Source organism: Saccharomonospora cyanea NA-134 (assembly GCF_000244975.1).
Lineage (GTDB): Bacteria > Actinomycetota > Actinomycetes > Mycobacteriales > Pseudonocardiaceae > Saccharomonospora > Saccharomonospora cyanea.
In genome coordinates this window covers 2,206,486-2,224,573 of the sequence record NZ_CM001440.1, presented here as the reverse complement: position 1 = coordinate 2,224,573, position 18,088 = coordinate 2,206,486, and the positions used below count along the sequence as shown (strand labels likewise).

At 70.3% G+C, this 18,088-nt stretch carries 16 protein-coding genes and 2 pseudogenes; 5 read left to right on the top strand and 13 right to left on the bottom strand.

The features are described from left to right. Nucleotides 1-85 precede the first annotated feature (85 nt). Nucleotides 86-679, bottom strand: a complete 594-nt coding sequence (locus tag SACCYDRAFT_RS27180; protein WP_269744651.1) for a hypothetical protein — start codon at nucleotides 677-679, stop codon at nucleotides 86-88. Further along, entirely contained in the window at nucleotides 679-1,422 is a 744-nt protein-coding gene (locus tag SACCYDRAFT_RS27175) for a beta-eliminating lyase-related protein (RefSeq protein WP_269744650.1), read from the bottom strand. The genes SACCYDRAFT_RS27180 and SACCYDRAFT_RS27175 overlap by 1 nt, the downstream gene beginning before the upstream one ends. Nucleotides 1,423-1,704: 282 nt before the next feature. On the opposite strand from SACCYDRAFT_RS27175, the gene SACCYDRAFT_RS10635 reads away from it, so the two are divergent. Together SACCYDRAFT_RS10635 and SACCYDRAFT_RS10630 are read left to right on the top strand one after the other, a co-directional pair. After that, the gene (locus tag SACCYDRAFT_RS10635; protein WP_198284981.1) at nucleotides 1,705-2,640 is read left to right on the top strand and encodes an amidohydrolase family protein; all 936 of its coding nucleotides are present in this window, start codon (nucleotides 1,705-1,707) and stop codon (nucleotides 2,638-2,640) included. Nucleotides 2,641-2,742: 102 nt separating this feature from the next. Next, nucleotides 2,743-3,564 carry an APH(3'') family aminoglycoside O-phosphotransferase gene (locus SACCYDRAFT_RS10630; RefSeq protein WP_005456047.1) on the top strand — a complete coding sequence of 274 codons (822 nt, stop codon included), beginning with the start codon at nucleotides 2,743-2,745 and terminating at the stop codon, nucleotides 3,562-3,564. Between the two features lie 106 nt (nucleotides 3,565-3,670). Here the strand turns inward: SACCYDRAFT_RS10630 and SACCYDRAFT_RS10625 are convergent, their stop codons facing one another. From SACCYDRAFT_RS10625 to SACCYDRAFT_RS10610, 4 genes are all read right to left on the bottom strand, one after another. Then, nucleotides 3,671-4,846, bottom strand: coding sequence for an NAD(P)/FAD-dependent oxidoreductase (locus SACCYDRAFT_RS10625; RefSeq protein ID WP_005456046.1), 1,176 nt, complete (start codon nucleotides 4,844-4,846; stop codon nucleotides 3,671-3,673). Further along, complete coding sequence (locus SACCYDRAFT_RS10620) at nucleotides 4,843-6,285, bottom strand: sodium:solute symporter family protein (protein ID WP_005456045.1); 1,443 nt, start codon at nucleotides 6,283-6,285, stop codon at nucleotides 4,843-4,845. The genes SACCYDRAFT_RS10625 and SACCYDRAFT_RS10620 overlap by 4 nt, the downstream gene beginning before the upstream one ends. An 81-nt stretch (nucleotides 6,286-6,366) precedes the next feature. Beyond that, the gene (gene solA, locus SACCYDRAFT_RS10615; protein WP_005456043.1) at nucleotides 6,367-7,500 is read right to left on the bottom strand and encodes an N-methyl-L-tryptophan oxidase; all 1,134 of its coding nucleotides are present in this window, start codon (nucleotides 7,498-7,500) and stop codon (nucleotides 6,367-6,369) included. Between the two features lie 54 nt (nucleotides 7,501-7,554). Further along, on the bottom strand, nucleotides 7,555-8,280 hold the full coding sequence (locus tag SACCYDRAFT_RS10610; protein ID WP_005456042.1) for a GntR family transcriptional regulator: 726 nt from the start codon (nucleotides 8,278-8,280) through the stop codon (nucleotides 7,555-7,557). 135 nt (nucleotides 8,281-8,415) lie between these two features. On the opposite strand from SACCYDRAFT_RS10610, the gene SACCYDRAFT_RS10605 reads away from it, so the two are divergent. Then, nucleotides 8,416-8,769, top strand: a complete 354-nt coding sequence (locus SACCYDRAFT_RS10605) for a nuclear transport factor 2 family protein (protein WP_005456041.1) — start codon at nucleotides 8,416-8,418, stop codon at nucleotides 8,767-8,769. Here SACCYDRAFT_RS10605 and SACCYDRAFT_RS26835 read toward each other — a convergent pair. The 6 genes and pseudogenes from SACCYDRAFT_RS26835 to SACCYDRAFT_RS10580 all read right to left on the bottom strand — a co-directional run. Continuing rightward, a pseudogene (locus tag SACCYDRAFT_RS26835) lies at nucleotides 8,655-9,071 on the bottom strand (DUF5996 family protein); the annotation flags it as partial. The gene SACCYDRAFT_RS10605 and the pseudogene SACCYDRAFT_RS26835 overlap by 115 nt on opposite strands. A 10-nt stretch (nucleotides 9,072-9,081) precedes the next feature. Further along, nucleotides 9,082-9,333, bottom strand: a complete 252-nt coding sequence (locus SACCYDRAFT_RS26830; protein ID WP_043536364.1) for a DUF5996 family protein — start codon at nucleotides 9,331-9,333, stop codon at nucleotides 9,082-9,084. A gap of 25 nt (nucleotides 9,334-9,358) precedes the next feature. Beyond that, a pseudogene (locus SACCYDRAFT_RS26600) lies at nucleotides 9,359-9,652 on the bottom strand (UBP-type zinc finger domain-containing protein). Between the two features lie 112 nt (nucleotides 9,653-9,764). Further along, nucleotides 9,765-11,636: a Na+/H+ antiporter NhaA gene (nhaA, locus tag SACCYDRAFT_RS10590; protein ID WP_005456040.1), complete on the bottom strand. Its 1,872-nt coding sequence runs from the start codon at nucleotides 11,634-11,636 to the stop codon at nucleotides 9,765-9,767. Next, nucleotides 11,637-11,942: a GNAT family N-acetyltransferase gene (locus SACCYDRAFT_RS10585; RefSeq protein WP_005456039.1), complete on the bottom strand. Its 306-nt coding sequence runs from the start codon at nucleotides 11,940-11,942 to the stop codon at nucleotides 11,637-11,639. A 346-nt stretch (nucleotides 11,943-12,288) separates the two neighbouring features. Further along, nucleotides 12,289-13,647, bottom strand: a complete 1,359-nt coding sequence (locus SACCYDRAFT_RS10580; RefSeq protein WP_005456037.1) for an NAD(P)/FAD-dependent oxidoreductase — start codon at nucleotides 13,645-13,647, stop codon at nucleotides 12,289-12,291. Nucleotides 13,648-13,973: 326 nt separating this feature from the next. On the opposite strand from SACCYDRAFT_RS10580, the gene SACCYDRAFT_RS10575 reads away from it, so the two are divergent. Beyond that, entirely contained in the window at nucleotides 13,974-14,402 is a 429-nt protein-coding gene (locus SACCYDRAFT_RS10575) for a hypothetical protein (RefSeq protein ID WP_005456035.1), read from the top strand. 7 nt (nucleotides 14,403-14,409) lie between these two features. Here the strand turns inward: SACCYDRAFT_RS10575 and SACCYDRAFT_RS10570 are convergent, their stop codons facing one another. Continuing rightward, nucleotides 14,410-15,657 carry an MFS transporter gene (locus SACCYDRAFT_RS10570; protein ID WP_005456034.1) on the bottom strand — a complete coding sequence of 416 codons (1,248 nt, stop codon included), beginning with the start codon at nucleotides 15,655-15,657 and terminating at the stop codon, nucleotides 14,410-14,412. Between the two features lie 300 nt (nucleotides 15,658-15,957). Here SACCYDRAFT_RS10570 and SACCYDRAFT_RS10565 point away from each other — a divergent pair, with 300 nt between their 5' ends. After that, entirely contained in the window at nucleotides 15,958-18,039 is a 2,082-nt protein-coding gene (locus SACCYDRAFT_RS10565) for a M28 family peptidase (protein WP_005456033.1), read from the top strand. Nucleotides 18,040-18,088: the final 49 nt, after the last annotated feature.

Genomic DNA, 18,088 nt, shown 5'->3' with positions numbered 1-18,088 from the left:
GAAAGCCCTCGGCGTCCCGTCACGGTGGCGCCGAGGGCTTCTCGTCATGGCCCGGCCGGGCCGGGTGACACCGACGGCGGCGCTTTCAGAAAGGCTGGTCGACGGTGTAGTGCACGCCTTCGAACTGTTTGCGCCAGGCCGTGACCTCCGGTGCGATCCTCGCCGGGTCGCCGTCCGGGTCCAGGCCGGCGACGATCAAGCCGGCCAGGTGCGCCATGTCGGTGGACTTCATCCCCAGCCGCACCAGTTCGGGAGTCCCCATTCGCAGGCCGTTGACGTCACCGTCGACTTCCTCGTCGGGCAGGCCGATACCGCAGGCCAGCAGGTTCGCCCGACGCAGTCGCCGCGCGGCGTGCTGGCCCCCGCCCCAGCGCTGGGCGCGGAGCGCGAACTGGTGCGACCGCGTGGGCCCCTGCGCGCCGGTGAACACGGGTGCGCCCGCTTCGAGCAACTCGTCCGCGAGTCGCGCGGCGGCCTCGGTCATCGCCGTGGCGTAGGCGCGACCCGCGACCTTCCAGTCGAGCATCGTCACGGCCAGGGCGGCCACCCTGCCCGCGTCGAAGTTGGCCGTCAAGCCGGGGAAGGCGATTCTGTCGACGCGTTCGGCCAGTTCGGGATCGTTGGTCACCACCGCCCCGCCCGCAGGCCCGCCCAGGCTCTTGTAGGTACTGAACGTCATCAGGTGCGCCCTTCGTCCAGGGGATTCGGCCAGGCCCGTCCGGCGACGAGGCCGCACAGGTGCGCCGCGTCGAAGAGCACCTTCGCGCCGACCTCGTCGGCGATGTCGCGGATCTTCCCGACCGGATGCGGATACAGGTTGAGGCTGCTTCCGACGGTGATCAGTTTCGGCCGCACCTCGTGCGCCAGGTCCCGGAGTGCGTCGACGTCGACGGTGTAGCCGCCCGAGTCGGCGGGAGCGGCGACCGTTCTGATCCGGTACTGGCCTGCCGAACCACCCGCGTGGTGTGTCACGTGGCCACCGATGGCGGGTGGCGGCGCGATGATCGTGTCACCCGGCTCGCAGGTGGCGAGAAACGCGTACAGGTTCGCTATCGCACCGGAGGGCACGCGCACCTCGGCGTGGCGGGCCCCGAACACCTCGGCCACCAGTTCGGCGGCGATGACCTCGATCTGCTCGATGGCTTCCAGTCCCGTCTCGTACTTGTCACCGGGGTAACCGAGGGAGGCCCGCGAGCCGAGGTGCGCCGAGAGCATCGCCTCCGCCCGGGGATTCATGATGTTCGACGCCGGGTTGAGGTTGATCGATTCGACGTCGTGGATCCGGCGGTTCTGCGCCACCAGCCGGTCCAGCTCGACGAGCAGGCCGGCCGGCGTGGAGCCTGCGGCCGCCTCCGCCAGCGTGCGGACACGGGTCTCCGCCTGTTCGGGAACCCAGGGCCGGTGGCTGAGTGCGGGGGTCATCTCGGTGCTCCTCTCTGCGGGGCGAGGCGGACCACCTCGCCTGCCGGATGCTGACCTTCGAACGTAGCCAGCGGACGAGGTCGAGCGCACCGGTCGAAGGCCCGGAGTCGTGGCGCTTTCCGTACGGTTCGAAAACCGGTGTGCGACGCAGGAGGGTCTTCGAGTGCCGTTGCCGCCCGAACCCGGAACAGAGCGCGGGCACCTTTCGTCGCCGTTGTCGGTGACATCCGGGTGAGCGGTTTCGTTCGGTCGGAAACGACGTCGGGCACATACCATTCGGATGTGACGGAGGAGCGTCCAGCGGGCTCCGGCATGCCACTCACCCCTCGGCCCGCACTCGTCGATGCCCACCACCACCTCCTCAACCTGGAGGCGGTGGAGTATCCCTGGATCCGGCAGCGGAGCCCCGTGCTGGAGGCGCTGCTGGAGAACTACTACGACATCGCCTGCGACTACTCGGTCCCCGACTACCTCTCCGACGTGTCAGGGGAACGTCTCGTCAAGTCGGTCGCGTGTGAGTTCGGGGCGGCCGATGCCGTCGCCGAGGCCGAGTGGGTACAGCGAGAAGCGGACGACCACGGGTTCCCCCACGCCTTCATCGCCGGGGTCGACCTCACTTCCCCCACGCTCGCCGACGTGCTCGCGCGCTACCGGGACATGCCGGTCGTGCGTGCGGTGAGGCAGCCACTGTACTGGGCCGACGATCCGCTCAAGCGGCTCGGCCCCAGGCCGGACCTGGTGACAGACCCGGCCTGGCTGCGTGGTTTCGAACTCGTCGCGGCACACGGCTTCACCTGGGACCTGCTGCTCTACGACGAGCAGCTGCCCGCCGCCCACGAGCTGCTGCGGTCGTTCCCCGACACCCGCTTCGTGCTCGAGGCGGCGGGGTGGCCTCTCGACCTGAGCGAGGACGGCTTCCGGCGTTGGGAGGAACGCCTGCAGGCGGTGAGCGAGCACCCGAACGTGACGGTGAAGGCGCAGGGGCTCGCGCTGCTGTTCGGCCCCTCCGCCGAGCGGATCCGCCCGTGGGTGCGCTCGGTCGTTCGCATCTTCGGGCCGCGCCGGTGCATGTTCGCCGGACACTTTCCCGTCGACCGGCTGCTCTGGAGCTTCGGCGAGCTGGTGGACGCCCTGCTGGCGGTCCTCGACGAGCTGAGCGCCGACGCACGAGCGGACGTCTTCTCCGGGTGCGCGGTCGAACAGTACGGACTCGCCTAGGCGGTTTCGTTCGGACCACGTCCTGCCGCACGCCGAGTGTGTGGCAACAGTGGAGGTCCCGCGGCCCTGAGCCGATATGCCGGGCTGGCTAAAGTGGTCGCCATGAGCGAGCCTCCCGAAACCTTGACCGTATCGCCGGTGCTGCTCGGTGTGGGTGGCGGGGACTGGTTGCCTGTCACCACGGGCGAGTCGGGAGCAGCCGTCTTTCGCAGCGCGGACGCCACCCGGTACGCCAAGTGCGTGCCCGCCGCGGATGCGGCCAGCCTGAAGGCCGAACGCGACCGGATCACATGGCTGAACGGTCAGGATGTACCTGGTCCTCAGGTGCTCGACTGGCACTCCGGTGACGTGGGCGCCTGCCTGGTGACCAGTTCCGTCTCCGGCGTACCTGCTGATCAGGTGTCTGCTGAGGATCTGCGGGCCGCCTGGGAACGCATCGCGGACACGGTCCGCCGACTGCACGAGGTGCCCGTGTCGCAGTGCCCGTTCCGCCGGGACCTGGACGCCATGGTCGCCGTGGCGCGCGACGTCGTGGCCCGTGACGCCGTCAACCCGGATTTCCTTCCCGTCGAACAGCAGAACACGCCCACTGCGGAGCTGCTGGAGCACCTCACCCGGCAGGTCCCACGGCGACGAGAGCAGGAAGGCGCTGACACGGTCGTCTGCCACGGGGACCTGTGCCTGCCCAACATCATCCTCGATCCACAGACCCTGAACGTGTCAGGCTTCATCGACCTGGGCCGCCTCGGGCTGGCCGACCGCTACGCCGACCTGGCACTGCTGCTCACCAACGCGCGAGAGACATGGATGGACGAGGAGCGGGCGCGGGCTGCGGACCTGATCTTCGCCGAAAGGTACGGCATCGCCCTCGACCACGACCGCCTGCGCTTTTACCTCCATCTCGACCCGCTCACGTGGGGCTGATCGATTTCGGGAACCATCGAGCGGACCAGAGGGAGATACCGGCGAAGCCGGTGGCCCGCCACATACTGGTGAGCCGACGTCATGTCCTCGCCGTCGCCGACCGGGCTCACTGCTGACCGGCGAACCGGGCGGGCCGCAGGGCGGGCAGCTCGGCGGGGTCGACTCCCTCCCACCGCTGGGGCCGGAAGTCGGCCAGCAGCTCGCTGGGCTCACCACCGAGCACCTCCTGCGCCGCCAGCCTGCCGAGCAGCGGTCCGAGCGTGATGCCGCTGTGCGTGGCCATCGCGTAGACCCGGCTGCTCTCACCCAGGAATCCGCACACCGGATGCCCGTCGGCGGGCAGGGACCGCTGCCCCACTCGCAGCGACTCCAGCCGGGCTCCCTCGGTGCCGTCGACCAGGCCGGCGAGCCTGGCGAGCAGGGTGCGGGCGTGTTCGCCGTCCGGGGAGGGCCGCTTCGCGGGATCCGCGTCGACGTCGAGGTCCAGGCCCTGCACCACCAGGCGACCGCCGCCGTCGGGCCGGACGTTGAGCGTCGGGGTGGTCAGCACCCGGTCGACGCGGGCGGCCACGGGCGTGGTCCAGCCCAGGAAGCCGACCGTGGCGGACCCCGCGACGTCCGGGGAGGCCATGGGAATCCGGTGTCCGGCGAGCGCGCTCACCGACTCGCTCCACCGTCCGGCTGCGAGCACCACGGCGTCGGCCCGCACCTCGTCGCCGTCGGCCAACTCGACGCGGACACCGTCGCGGCTCTCCGTGAGGCCGACGACCTCCGCGGGGCAGCGCAGCACGGCTCCGGCGTCACGGGCCTCGCCCCACAACCTGGCGAGCAGCAACGAGGGCAGCACGTACCCCTCGGTCGGGTAGTACGCGACGTCCCGCACGCCCTCCGGGACGCGCAGATCCGGCACGAGTTCCCTGGCGGCACGCGGCGTGATCCAGTCCACCGGGTAGTCCCGGTCCCGGAGCCGCGCCACCGACCGGGCAAGGCGTTCGGCGCCCGCCTCGTCTCCGGCCCACTCCAGGTTTCCCGTCCGGTGGAACCACGCGGGCTGTCCGTTCCCGGACCGCGCCAGTACGGAGTGTTCCTCCATTCCGGCGACGTTGAGGTCGTGGTAGGAGCGCGGGTCCTTGCTGTGCGAGTTGACCCAGGCGAAGGTGGTGCCCGTGGTGCCCGCGAGCGGGCCGCTGCGTTCGAGCACGGTCACCGATGCGCCTGCGTGCGCCAGCGCCCGCGCTGCGGACGCGCCGAGCACGCCCAGTCCGACGACTGCGATTCTCATGACGTCACCTCCGTGACGGTGTGGTCGGTGGACGGCTGCCTCGCGCCGCCCGTGAGGTAGGTGAGCAGGACGAGCGCGACCGCCGACGCTCCGATGCCGTACACGGCGTACGGTACGGCGGTGTCGGCGAGGTGGGCGATGCCGCACCCGAGCACACCGGCGAGCATGCTGCCGATCGCGGCCGTCGGCGTGAGCCGCCGGCGCCGGTGCAGCAGGTAGCCGAGGAAGATCGGCGCGGCGAGCGCGGCGGCCGAGTAGGCGTAGGTGGCCACGAGCCAGTCGAGAGCTTTCGGGAACAGGATCGCCAGGACCGCGGCCAGCGCCGAGACGCCCACGGTGATCAGCCGGGACAGTGGCACCAGCTTCCGATCGCCCGCGTCACCGCCCACGATGTTCTGGTAGACGTCCCGCGTGAGGTTGGCGACCACCGACTGCAGTGCCGCGCCGGTCGTGGACACGATGGTGGAGACGAGGAAGGCGCCGAAGACGATGAGCAGTGCGGACGGCAGCTGAGCCAGCAGCCAGCCGGCTGCGTCCTCCTCGTTCTCCAGACCGGGGTTCATGGCGTGCACCGCCAGGCCGAGGCATCCGGCGTAGAGGCCGCCGATCAGAAGCGTCAGCCCGGACAACGCCAGCCCGCGCCGCGCGTCGGTGACCTTCTTCGTGGCGAACACCCGCTGGTAGTAGAGCTGGTTGGTCAGTGTCCCCGGAACGATCGCGGCGAGCCAGAGGAAGATCTGCTCCCAGCCCGCCGCGGTGAAGCCCTCCAGGCTCCACAGCCGTTCGGGCACGGTGGCGGTGATCTCCGACCAGCCGCCCGCGAGGTGGACGGCGTAGAACGCGGTACCGAGCGACATCACGATCATGAAGAGACCGAAGACGAAGTCCGTCCACGCCACCGACGTGAGGCCGCCGGGAAGCACGAACAGCAACGACGCCACCATGATCACCACAATCAGCACGGTGGGCGAGAGCCCGGTGAGCTGACCGAACAGCTGCGCGAAGGCCACGAACTGCGTCGCCAGCCAACCGAACGGCACCACGAGCGCGGCCAGCGCGGCGATCGCGGTGACGAGTTTGTGCTCGCCGAACAGTCGGGTCACGATGTCCGGAACGGTGGTGAACCGCTGTTCCCGCAGCCAGCGCGCGATCAGCGCCAGCACCAGGAAGCCCACGATCACGCAGACTTCGTAGACGAAGACCGACCATCCCGACCGGTAACCGATACCGACGTGCGCGATGAGCACGCCGCCACCGGTGGCGGTGGCGAACTGGGTGATGACGACGACGATCAGGGGAAGGGATTCGCGGGCCGTGAGCCAGTCGGCGGACGTCTTCGCTCTGCGTCCGAAGTAGACGGACATGGCGAGTCCGAACCCGATCACGGCGAGACTTGCGACGACGATTCCGACGATCTGACCGGTGGAACCAGTGGGCATGGCTCTGCCTCCAGGGCATGGGCAGGGAGAGAGCAGGCGTTACGGCCGCGTGGTCGACGCGGAGTGCGTGGGGTGTGGGGCTCAGGCGAAGCGAGCCGGGTCGAGCCTGTCGATGTCGTGCGAGGTCGTCCCGGTCAACACGAGTTCGGCGGCGAGTTCGCCGAACACGGGGGCGAGCTTGAAGCCGTGCCCGGAGAATCCGGTGAGGACGGTGGCGTTGGCGCAGCCGGGGACCGGACCGAGCAGGGCGTGGTCGTCGGGCGTGAAGCCCTCGACGTAGGTGCCGATCCGGACCGGGTGTGGTACCACGCCGGGCAGCAGACGTTCGGCGGCGGCCGAGGCCCTGCGGACGAACTCCACGTCGGCGGTGCGCGGCAGGTGGTCCGGATCGTCCAGCACAGGCCAGCCGAGATGGTGCGGAACGATCTTGATCGCCGCTCCGTCGAGTGCGGGGAAGCAGGAGAAACCGGCCTCCCGGTGTCGACGGATCGCGATCGGCAGCCGATTCGGCCGGTGCGCGGCCACGTCCCGCGCCGCGAACCAGCACGCGGTGATCAGGCGGGCCTCCACGGGCGACTCCCGCAATGGGGCCAACCGCCGGGCCCAGGGGCCAGGCGCGAACACCACGTGGTCCACGTCGTAGACGCGCTCGGCGCTCCGGATCCGCCATCCCCCGGCGGTCTCGGTGACGTCGTCGACCGGGTGGTACGGCAGTAGCCGGGCGCCCGCGGCCTCGGCCGCCCGCAGCGCGGCCTGCACCGCGGGCTCCGGCCGCAACACACCGGCGGCCGGATCGAGCACGGCGATCTCGTCGGTGTCCAGCCGGTGCTGCGGGAACCGAACACCGACCTCGGCGGCGTCGAGTACCTCGTGGTCGAGACCGCACTCCTCGGCGCACGCCCGCACGGCCGCGACGTCCGGGTCGTCGGCCGGGCCGATCGTGAGCCCACCGCACAGCGTGAGCAGGGCGCTGCCGGTGGCGGCTTCGAGTTCCCGCCACAACTGCCCGGAGCGCTGCAGCAGCGGAACGTACTCAGCGCCTTCCTTGTAGACGGTGCGGAAGATGCGGGACTCACCCGCGGAGGCACCCCGGTCGTGGCCGGGCGAGTAGGTGTCGAGGGCGAGGACCTCGGCGCCACGGCGGGCGAGGTGCCAGGCGGTCATGGCGCCGATCACGCCGGTACCGACGACGGCGACGCGCGGAGATGGGGACATGCTCACTCCTGGGGCGCGGGTGCCCGAAGGGACACGGGAAGCGTGCGGGGAATGTCAGGCGGGGTCGGTGACGGGGAGCACCGACTGCTCGATGAAGAACTCCACCAAATCCGGCCGGAACAAGTGCCACATCGCCTCGGCGAGGCGGCCGTCGACGAGCCAGGTCAGCCGACGCAGCCGGATCACCGGGCGGCCGGGTTCACAGGCGAGCTGCCGGGCTTCGGTGTCGCCCAGCAGCACGGGGTCGATGTAGACCCGGGACGTCGCCGCCGGGATGCCGTGGCGGGCGAAGTAGTCGTGGACGGTGAGGTGTGCGAGTTCCTCGTCGAGCAGTGCGGGCGCCAGCGCGAAGGGCACCGCGGACAGCTCGATGGCGATGGGGTTGTCGTCGGTGTCGAACTTCAGACGGCGCAGCTGGTTCACGGGTGTGTCGTCGTCGACACCCGGCAGGGCGACGTCCGCCTCACGGGCGGGAACCACCGCCGCCGTCTCCACTGCGTGCCGTCCCGGGATTTCCGGTCCGGACAGCGTCGGGTTGACCAGTCGCAGCAGGTTCTCCCGGCGAGCGGTCTGGGCGACGAAGGTTCCCCGTCGCCGATGGCGTTCGACCAGCCCGGCCTGGGCGAGTTCGTTGAGGACCCGCTGTGCCGTGGAGCGGCTGATCGAGTGGCGCCGTTGCAGCTCGGCCTCGGTGGGCAGCCGGCTGCCGGGTGGCAACTCCCCCGAACGGATCCGCTGTTCGAGCTCCGCTCGAATGCGCAGGTACGTCGGTGTCGCCATGCCGGAAAACTAGCCGACCTCAATTGACCGGTCAATAGCCTTTTTGAATGGTCGAATTCTGGACCGGTCACGGGCCCTCGCCGGCCCAAAGCGTTCTCTCGCCACGTTCCGCACGATGAGGCAGGATCCTTCCCCATGGAACGAGACTTCGAGGCCGTCATCGCCCGCGAACTGCGACTGCTCGATCCGACGGTCAGGGCGGATGACGACGCGGTGCGGGAACTACTGCACGACGACTTCCGCGAGTTCGGCTCCACGGGCAGGGTGTGGGACCGCCGGTCGATCGTGGAAGCGACGAGAGCGGACACGGCAGAGCGCATAACCGCCGAGGACCTCCGCCCGGTGCGGTTGGGACCGGACGCGATCCTGCTCACCTACACGGCCCGCCGCGGCGCGGCCGCCTCGCTGCGGACGTCGGTCTGGACCCGTTCCGCGGGGACGTGGCTGCTGCTGCACCACGCTGGAACAGCCGTGCGGACGGACGCGTAGTCACACTGTTCGGCTACCGTGACCGCTGCTCCGGCCGCCGTAGTACCTATCCCGTGGGTGTCACACGCTCCAGGCCCGCGGTCCCAGCGGCCGGTGTCCGCCGCTGCCTCGTACGTGCACTGCAGGAACTCGAGAAGCACGTCGTCGGGTTCGCGCGCGGCCCGCACAGCGGTGCGGGGAAGCACGAGCTCGCCCGGCCCCTCGTCGAACCGCACCGCCGAGAGGCCGGCTCGTCTCCTGCGACAGCCCCCGGGTTCCGGGCACGCGTAGGCCCAGAAGACGCCCTCTCCCTCACCGCCCGGCCAGTACCCGCTAGCTGCTCACCTCCTGCGAGTAGGCCTCGTGCATCACGTGGGGACCGCAGTTCGGCACCCCACCGGGACACGGTGGGGCGGACCTGCGGGAGCGAGAGGTCGTCAGTCCACGCCCGGCGAGGTAGAGCGGCGTGTTCCACCAGTGGTTGGTCAGCGGCGTGCGGGCGATGCGGATCTTGCCGATGACCTGCAGCCAGAGGTCAGGGCGTCCCGGGTCGGCTGCCGGTCCGCCACCGGAAGTGTGGGCCACGAGGCCTGCACACGCACCACCGTCCTCAGCTGTGCGACGGTGCGGGCGTTGCCGACGCGACGTCGAAGAGCCGCGCTTCGGGATAACACCACCAGTTCTCGCCCGGCTCGAACGACCGTACGATCGGGTGCTCGGGCTGGCTGTGCCCGTGAGCCGTGACGTGCCGGTTCGGCGAGCTGTCACAGCAACCGACGTGTCCGCACGACATCCAGATGCGCAGGTGCACCCACGCATCACCGGTACGAAGACGTTCCTCACAACCGTCGGCCTACGGCTCGACCTCGTTCACCAGGCCGACGTGCTCACAGGGGCCGTCCATGTGCCTCTCCTGAACCTGGTGTCACCTCGCTTCGGGACTACCCGGCAGAAACCCGGGTATGCGGGCGCGTGGAGTCACCAGGCGGGCCGTCGGCACGGACTCGCGTGCCGTGTCAGACACCCGAGCGGTTGCGGGACGCTTCGAGCGCCGCGGCCAACGTCTCCGTGTCGTGTGGACCCACGTGCCGCACCGCACCGACGAAGAAGGTCGGCGTGCCCCTCGCCCCGCTGGCTTCCGCGCTCGCCAGGTCCGCTCGCACCACGGCGGCCGTCTCGTCGGCCTCCAGATCCCGCAGGAACGTCTCGACGTCCAGCCCCAGCTCCGAGGCGTAACCGACGACGTCCTCGAAATCGAGCTCGTCCTGGTGGTCGAAGAGGATGTCGTGCATCTCCCAGAACCTGCCCTGCCGCTGCGCGGCCACCGCGGCACGCGCCGCGAACTCGGCATGGGGGTGCACGTCCGCCAGCGGCAGGTGCCGGAACACGTACCGCAGGTTCGGGCCGAATCTCGCCCGCAACTCGCGGGTCACTCCGGTGGCGCGGGAACAGAAAGGGCATTCGAAGTCGCCGTACTCGACGAGCGTGAGCGGAGCGTCGGGTGCGCCCCGGATGTTGTCCCTCGCCGCATCGACCGGTGGGTCGAGACGGCGAGGCAGGTCCGCGTCGGTCCGTCCCCCGAACCGCGCGGCTACCCGGAACGCCACCCAGCCCACGGCCGTCGCAAGCACCGCCGCGAGCAGCACACCGACGGTTGCCTGGTCACGCAAGGCCGGATCGTCGAACGCGAGCCAGGCGATGAGCAGCGACACCGTGAACCCGATGCCCGACAGCGCCGCGCCACCGAAGACGTGTCCGAGCCCGACACCCCGGGGCAGACGGCCAACGCCGAACCGAACACCGATCACCGTGCACACGCTGATCCCCACCAGCTTGCCGACCACCAACGCGACCACCACCGCCCACGTCACACGTGAGCGGAGTGCCTCGGTCAACATGCCGTGACGAAGGTCGACCCCTGCGTTGGCGAGAGCGAACAGGGGCACCACGACGTAACTCGCCCAGGGGTGCACGGCCGCTTGGAGCCGCTCGTTCACCGAGATCGCCCGCTCCAGCCCCGAGCGTGCCGTGCGACCGACGTCGACGCGCGGCGACTGCCGGAACGCGCGGAAGCGAAGCGCCGCCCGCTCGACCTCCTCCCGAACGGGGTTGTGGGCGCCCACCAGCAGCCCACCCAGCATTCCGGCGATCGCGGCGTGAAGCCCGGACTCCACCGTGGCGAGCCACAGCCCGACCACGACGACGACATACGGGGTCGCGCGCCACACGCCGACCCGGCCGAGCGCCCAGAGCACTCCACCGAACAGCAGCGCGACGAGCAGCGCGAGTAGATCGATCGACTCGGAATAGAAGATCCCGATCACGCTGACGGCCATGATGTCGTCGATCACCGTCAACGTGAGCAGGAAGACGCGGAGCTGGGTGGCGAACGCCGGTCCCACCACGGCGAGCGCGCCGAGCAGGAACGCCGTGTCGGTCCCGATGACCACCCCCCAGCCGTGCCCGGCCTCCCCTCGGGGCATCAGGAGGAGGTAGAGCACCGCGGGGACCACCATCCCCCCGAGTGCCGCGACCACCGCGATCGCGGCCCGTCGTCGGTCGGTGAGCTCCCCGACGGAGAACTCACGACGAACCTCCAGCCCGACCGCGAAGAAGAACAGCGCCATCAGGCCGTCGACGACCCAGTGCTTCAGGTCCATCGACAGATCCCAGCCCGCCAGTGAGAGGGACAACTCCGCGCCCCACACGGCTTCGTAGGTGTCGGACCACGGCGAGTTCGCCCAGAGCAACGCCACCACCGTCGCGGCGAGGAGCAACGACGCGCTGCCCGCCTCGGTGCGGAGGAACCGACGCGCCGGAGTGGGGACCTGTCCCGGCAGCGCCCGCCGTTTCACGCGGGTCTGCCTGCCTGCGAATCCGCGGGCCATTCAGTCCGTGACCCTGCTCGCCGGGAGCCGGTATTCCAGGTCGTGGTAGTCCGGGTGGTTCTCCAGCCACACGCGGACGAACGGGCAGAGCGCGAGAACCCGCAGTCGCCGGCTACGCGCCTGATCCAGCACGGCCCGGGTCAGCGCGCCTCCGATTCCCTGCCCTTCCAGCGCAGGGTCGACCTCCGTGTGGGTGAGGACGAGCACCTGGTTCATGTGTTCGTAGGCGGTGAAGCCGAGAACCGTTCCCTCGCGCACCGCCTCGTAGCGCTGCCGCTCTGGGGAGTCGATCACCTGCAGGGCCATCTCTCACCTTCCCTCGCGGTGGGTCAGCCTGCTCGCAAGCACCAGTGATCTTCGTCGAGGCGCCGGTTGCGTTTCTGACGAACGAGCCTACGCACGTCACGCAGTCCCGGCAGGGCGTCGGCCGCAGCCCTCCGACCGAGCAGTGGCAGGCATCGTCTTCGCGTCGGCACTGCCGATCGTGTTGGGATCGCCTCGGGCGACCACGCCACGCAGTCCGTCGGAACCGCTGCGCTCCCGCGACTACCCGAGAGTGCTGGTGCTTTCGGGCTCGTTCGATCTGCCCGGCGTAGAAGGGGCGTCCTCTGTGGACGGTTTCCGCGCCGAGGGTCCCCGACTTGACGAGCGGTTACCCGGGCACGTCGGACGGTCTGGTGTAGCTGCGGAGTTGGTCCGCGCTCAGGTAGGCGTCCGTATGCTCCAGTTCCCGCAGCGTCGCGGGCTGGTTGGCGAGGAAGCCCATGCGGACGTAGTCGTCCCCGGACGTGGCGTTGAGCACCCAGTTCGTCAGCACTCGCGCCCTGGCGACGGACGTGTGCAGGGCGACCATGTGGTAACCGCGCGTGACGGCCTGCGCGGGCAGGCCCGTCAGCGGCACGCCGAGCGGATTCGCCACCGCGTCCGTACCCCCCAGATCCACGACCAGCCCCATGTCCCGGTGCTGGTACGGCTCCATGGGCTGGCCACGGAGCGTGGCGGCGACGTTACGAGCGACCGCCCGTCCCTGCCGCTGCGCGTGCTGTGCGGTGGGTGGGCAGACGGCACCGTCGCCCTTGGAGATGTCGGGCACCGCGGCGGCGTCCCCGACCGCGAACACACCGGGACGTTCCGGGACGTCCATGTTCTCGGTGACCTTGAGCCGTCCGCGCACGGTCTCCGCGCCGAGCGTGTCGATCAGCGGGCTCGGCCGCACCCCCGCGGTCCAGATGAGGGTGTGGCACGGCAGCACTCGGCCATCGGTCAACCGCACGGTCTCCGCGTCGGCCTCGGCCACCGACACGCCGAGCGAGACGTCGATGCCGCGTTGTCGCAGCAGGTCGGTGGCTTTCTCACCCAGGTCGTCACCGAGTTCGGGCATCAGCTTGGGGGCGATGTCGACGAGGTGCCACTTGATCGCGTGCGGATCGAGCCCCGGGTACCGCCCTGCGGCCGCGGACGTGAGCCGGTGCAGCGCGGCCGCCGTCTCCGTGCCCGAGTAGCCGCCGCCCACCACGACGAACTGCAGGCGGGCCTCCTGCTCATCGCGCTCCGGTGCGGCCGCGGCGATGTCGAGCTGCGCGATCACGTGGTCACGCAGGTACGCCGCCTCGGCGAGGGTCTTCATGCCCCGGGCGTGCTCGGCCAACCCGGGGATGTCGAAAGTGCGTGTGACGCTGCCCGGTGCGAGTACGAGATACTCGTACGGCTCGACGCGAATCCGCCCCGACAGTCCCCGGACGACGCAGACCTTCGCGTCGAGGTCCACCCCGAGCGCCGCGCCGGGCGCGACCCGGGTGCGCCGCAACAGCCTGCGCAACGACACCGCGACCGACTGCGGTGTGAGCATGCCTGCCGCCACCTGAGGCAGCAGCGGCAGGTAGAGCTGGTAGTTACGCGCGGCCACCAACGTGATCGACGCTTCGTCCGGGGTGAGCAACCGTTCCAGTCGGCGCACGCACTCCACGCCGGCGAACCCTCCGCCGACCACCAGGATGCGCGGTGGTTCCATGGCTTCCTCCTGGGTTCCTCCGTGAAGGGCGACCGCACGGGGCGCCGGAATGCCTGGCTGATCGGCTACCACCGCCGCCACGCCGGGAAACCCGGCGACGCGGACGGCGGTCACAACCCAGTCCGCCACCGTGCCTGCGGCTTCAGCACTCTCCCCGGCGGTACAGGCCGACCTGCGGGGGTGGGCACTCGACAGAGAGGCCACGTCACTCGATCGGGTGGAGAGTCGATAACGAACAGGCCCGTCCGCGTCATGCGGTGCGCCTTCCTCCGTATACGGGCGGGTGCTTCCCACCCGCCAATCCGTTCACTTCTCTCAGGAAGGCCATGTTCGTGTCTGACACATCCCGGAACCTCGCGATCGGCGTGGGCGCCGTCGTCGTCCTCGCCGTCATCGGAACCGTCACCAACGGTGGCGAGGGCGAGGTGAAGACCACCACCGCCAGTGCCGACACCAACATCGCGGCCGACATCGGCAGTGGCTTCGAGGAAACCAGCGAGGCACCTTCCACGGCGGAGGTGCCCGACGTGGAGGGTGAGCTGTTGTCGACCGCCTACGGCGAGCTGGGCGACGCCGGTTTCCGCGACGTGGAGGTCGTGCCGGTGGACGGGCACGCTGTCGCGATCAACTACGCCAACTGGAAGGTCGTGGAGCAGACCCCTACCGGCAGGCGGGACACGGACACGGAGATCCGGCTGAAGGTCGTGAAGACCGACGAGGCCGAGTCGTCGTTCTGTTTCGACGGCGACTGCTGAGTCCGCCCTACCGGCTTTCGCTCCCGGCACCGGTGAGGAACCAGTTCACCGCTCCCGCGGCGGCGACGATCGCCGCCGCCAGGACGGGGAGCAGGAGGGCCGGGTGCGTTCCGGCGCGCTCGGCGACCTCACCGGTGACGGCGGCACCCAACGACTGACCGACGATGACCCCTGATCCCAGCATCGTCATCACGGTCGCCGTGCGCCCGGCGGGGCTGCGGGTGGCGCCGAAGCTGTACTGGGTGACCAGGGTCGGGCCGATACCGACGCCGATGAGCGCGAGGGCGCCGATCATCCCGGGAACGTCCTCCACGAGCAGGAGCAGCAGGCTGCCCGTGAAGAGGATCGCGGAGAACGTCGCCCAGCGGGCGCGCATCGAGAACCGCGCGGGCAGGAGCGCGACGCCGAGAGCGAACGCCGCGGAACCGATGCCCATCACCCCGTACATGAGTCCGGCCTGCTCGGAGAGGCCGCGGTCAGCCATGAACGAGGTCAGCGAGGTGAGCATCGTGCCGAAGAAGGTGCCGACACCGAAGATCCCGACCACGACGACGAGCAGGCGAACACGGAACAGTTCGCGTACCGGGGACGGCGCCCTCCCGTCCGCACCACGGGCGGCAGCGACGAGACGGCCACTCGGGTGCAGGGCGAACGCGCCGACGAACAACACGGTGAGCGCGGCGGCCCCGACCAGTGGCGCCCACGGCGCGACGGCGGAGGCGAGCAATCCGACGACGAACGGCCCGATGACGAACACGGTCTCGTCCGCTGCGGACTCGTACGCCATGGTCGACGAGAGGGTCCGCGCCCGGCGGGCGGGATCCATCCGCTCGGTGATCAGCGTGACCAGGCGTGAGCGTGACAGCGGCGCGACCTGGGGCGCCGTGGCACCGATTCCGAACGCGGCCACCAGGACGGCACCGTCCGGGGCGTCGCTGTAGGCGACCACCGCGAAGGCGAGCAGCATCGCGGCGTTCGCGGCGGCGAGCACGAGGAGCACTCGCCGCTGTCCGAAACGGTCGGCGGCCGCACCCAGGAGCGCGCCGAAACAGGCGGTGCCCGCGCCGACGGCGGCCGAGTTGAGCCCGCCGAGTGAGATCGACCCTCGGGCGGAGACGACGAGGGTGAGGACACCGACGACCATCATCGCGAACGGCAGACGCGCGACGAAGGCGATGAGGAAGTAGGGCAGTCCCGCCGTACGGAGCAGGGTCGGGGCCGACGAGGGCAGGGGCTTCTCGACCGTCTGGGTCACGGAACACCTCCACGGACGCGGTGGTTGAGTGCCGCCGCTGTCCGTCGGGGTCCCGACGGCCGGTAGATGCACAGCCAACTGGCCGCACCCCTGGTGCGGCCGCCGAAGACTCTACCGGTCGACACGGTGCGGGTTCCACGTGGTGAGCACCACCGGACACCGGCCCCACCGCGGAGGCACCGGCGGAGCGGCCGGGCTTCCCTGGGCCGGACGCATGTCGTGATTACTCACCGCACAATTCCGGGTGCTTTCTGTAAAGATGGTGTGCTCACTATTCGCCTCTCGGGACAGGAGGACGGGATGGCACGTCTTTCAGCACGCCGACGGCTCGGCAGAGCACTCGGTTCGGCAGCGGTGGTCACCGCGCTCGTCGCCGGGCTCACCGCCGCCACCACGGCGGTCGCGGCACCGCACCGGTCGGATGACCCCCGCTCGTGGGAGCGTGCACTCCGGGAGGAAGTGGACGCCGCCAGCGCCGCGCGGATGAGCGAGGCGATGTCCGTCCACCCCGGCCTCGTGGGCACCGAGGGTGCCGCGCGCAGGGCGGAGTACTCGGTGGACATGCTGACCTCGTGGGGGCTGGACGCGAAGCTGGAGAGCTACGACGTCTACGCCTCCGTGCCGAGGGACGTCTCCGTGACGATGACCGGTCCCGAGCGGCGGGCGTTGGAGGTCAAGGAGCCGCCTTTCCCGTGGCACGAGAACTTCGACGACGTCGTCGTCGGCTACAACGCCTACTCCCCCGCCGGTGACGTCACCGCCGAGGTGGTCTACGTCAACTACGGGCTGCCCGAGGACTACGCGAAGCTCGAAGAGCTGGGCGTCGACGTCGAGGGCAAGATCGTGCTGGCACGGTACGGGAACAGTTTCCGTGGAGTGAAGTCGAAGGTCGCGGAGGAACACGGCGCGGCGGGCGTGATCCTGTACTCCGACCCCGCCGACGACGGCTTCACGCGAGGCCCGGTCTACCCGGACGGTCCGTGGCGCAACGCCGACGGCATCCAGCGTGGCAGCGTGCAGTACATCTTCACCTACCCCGGCGACCCGCTCACCCCGGGCGAGCCGTCGATCCCCGGCACGCCGCGACTCGACCCGTCCGAGGCGGAGAACCTGCCCGGGGTTCCGACCACCCCCATCTCCTACGGACAGGCCCGGCACCTGCTGGCCGCGCTGGAAGGTCCGCGGGCCCCGGCGGGCTGGCAGGGTGGTCTGGACCTCGACTACCGGATCGGCCCGGGCCCCACCACCGTCGATCTCGACCTGGACATCGACTACGAGCGGATCCCGGTCAACGACGTCGTCGTCGAGATCCCCGGCTCGGTGCACCCGGAGCAGAAGGTCGTGCTCGGCGCCCACTACGACTCCTGGACCTACGGCACCAAGGACGACGTGTCGGGGTGGACGACCCTGATGGAGACCGCCAGGGCGATGTCGACACTGCTCGACCGGGGATGGCGGCCCGAGCGCACCATCGTGCTGGCCGGCTGGGACGGCGAGGAGTACGGCCTGCTGGGCGCCACCGAGTGGGCGGAGCAGCACCGGGCCGACCTGATCGAGAACGCGGTGGTCTACCTCAACATGGACGGCGCGGGCGGCGGGAGGAACTTCTCCGCCGGCTCCGTGCCCGCGCTCGACGAGGTACTCGTCGACATCGCGAAGACGGTCGAGGATCCCCACCACGGCACGGTGTACGCCAACTGGCAGCAGTCCTCGGGCAAGCAACGGCCCGTGCCGGACAGGCTGGGCAGCGGCTCGGACTACACCGCGTTCCTCGACCACCTCGGCATCGCGTCGGCCGACTTCGGGACGTCGACGCCCTCGGGGGAGTACCACAGCGCCTACGACGACCTGCACATGATGCGCAACTTCCTCGACCCCGGCTACACCTATCACGCGGTCGCCGCCGCCTACGCCGGGACGTTCGCGTTGCGCATGGCCGACTCCGACGTCCTGCCGATGACCTACTCCGACTACGCGGCCGAGGTGGTACGGCACCTGCGGGCGCTGGACGAGGCACAGGCCGACGCTGCCGTGGTCGACCTCCGTCCCGCCTACGACGCGGCCCGCGACTGGCGGGCGGCCACACGGCAACTGGAGAACGCGGCGGTCCGTGCCGAGGGCCACGGCCTCGACGCCGTCAACGACGCGCTGATCGCCCAGGAACGTGCCCTGATCCAGGAAGAGGGGCTGCCCGGCCGCGAGTGGTTCAAGCACATGGTCTACGCCCCCGGCCTCTACACCGGCTACGCGGTGCAGCCACTGTCCGCGATCGACGACGCCATCGCCGCGGGAGACGCCGCCACGGCGGCGAAGTACCGGGACCTGCTCGTCGAGTCGATGGAGCAGGCCGCCGACGTCGCCCGCCACGCCGCGATGCGGTGAGCGCTGCCGGAGCGCTTCCGGGGAGGAGGTGCTCCGGCGGCGCCCGCTC

Excerpts from the sequence above, each read along its gene's own strand:
- SACCYDRAFT_RS27180 (WP_269744651.1), bottom strand. The coding sequence starts at position 679 with ATGACGTTCAGTACCTACAAGAGCCTGGGCGGGCCTGCGGGCGGGGCG.
- SACCYDRAFT_RS27175 (WP_269744650.1), bottom strand. The coding sequence starts at position 1,422 with ATGACCCCCGCACTCAGCCACCGGCCCTGGGTTCCCGAACAGGCGGAG.
- SACCYDRAFT_RS10630 (WP_005456047.1), top strand. The coding sequence starts at position 2,743 with ATGAGCGAGCCTCCCGAAACCTTGACCGTATCGCCGGTGCTGCTCGGT.
- SACCYDRAFT_RS10625 (WP_005456046.1), bottom strand. The coding sequence starts at position 4,846 with ATGAGAATCGCAGTCGTCGGACTGGGCGTGCTCGGCGCGTCCGCAGCG.
- SACCYDRAFT_RS10620 (WP_005456045.1), bottom strand. The coding sequence starts at position 6,285 with ATGCCCACTGGTTCCACCGGTCAGATCGTCGGAATCGTCGTCGCAAGT.
- solA (WP_005456043.1), bottom strand. The coding sequence starts at position 7,500 with ATGTCCCCATCTCCGCGCGTCGCCGTCGTCGGTACCGGCGTGATCGGC.
- SACCYDRAFT_RS10610 (WP_005456042.1), bottom strand. The coding sequence starts at position 8,280 with ATGGCGACACCGACGTACCTGCGCATTCGAGCGGAGCTCGAACAGCGG.
- SACCYDRAFT_RS10605 (WP_005456041.1), top strand. The coding sequence starts at position 8,416 with ATGGAACGAGACTTCGAGGCCGTCATCGCCCGCGAACTGCGACTGCTC.
- nhaA (WP_005456040.1), bottom strand. The coding sequence starts at position 11,636 with ATGGCCCGCGGATTCGCAGGCAGGCAGACCCGCGTGAAACGGCGGGCG.
- SACCYDRAFT_RS10585 (WP_005456039.1), bottom strand. The coding sequence starts at position 11,942 with ATGGCCCTGCAGGTGATCGACTCCCCAGAGCGGCAGCGCTACGAGGCG.
- SACCYDRAFT_RS10580 (WP_005456037.1), bottom strand. The coding sequence starts at position 13,647 with ATGGAACCACCGCGCATCCTGGTGGTCGGCGGAGGGTTCGCCGGCGTG.
- SACCYDRAFT_RS10575 (WP_005456035.1), top strand. The coding sequence starts at position 13,974 with ATGTTCGTGTCTGACACATCCCGGAACCTCGCGATCGGCGTGGGCGCC.
- SACCYDRAFT_RS10565 (WP_005456033.1), top strand. The coding sequence starts at position 15,958 with ATGGCACGTCTTTCAGCACGCCGACGGCTCGGCAGAGCACTCGGTTCG.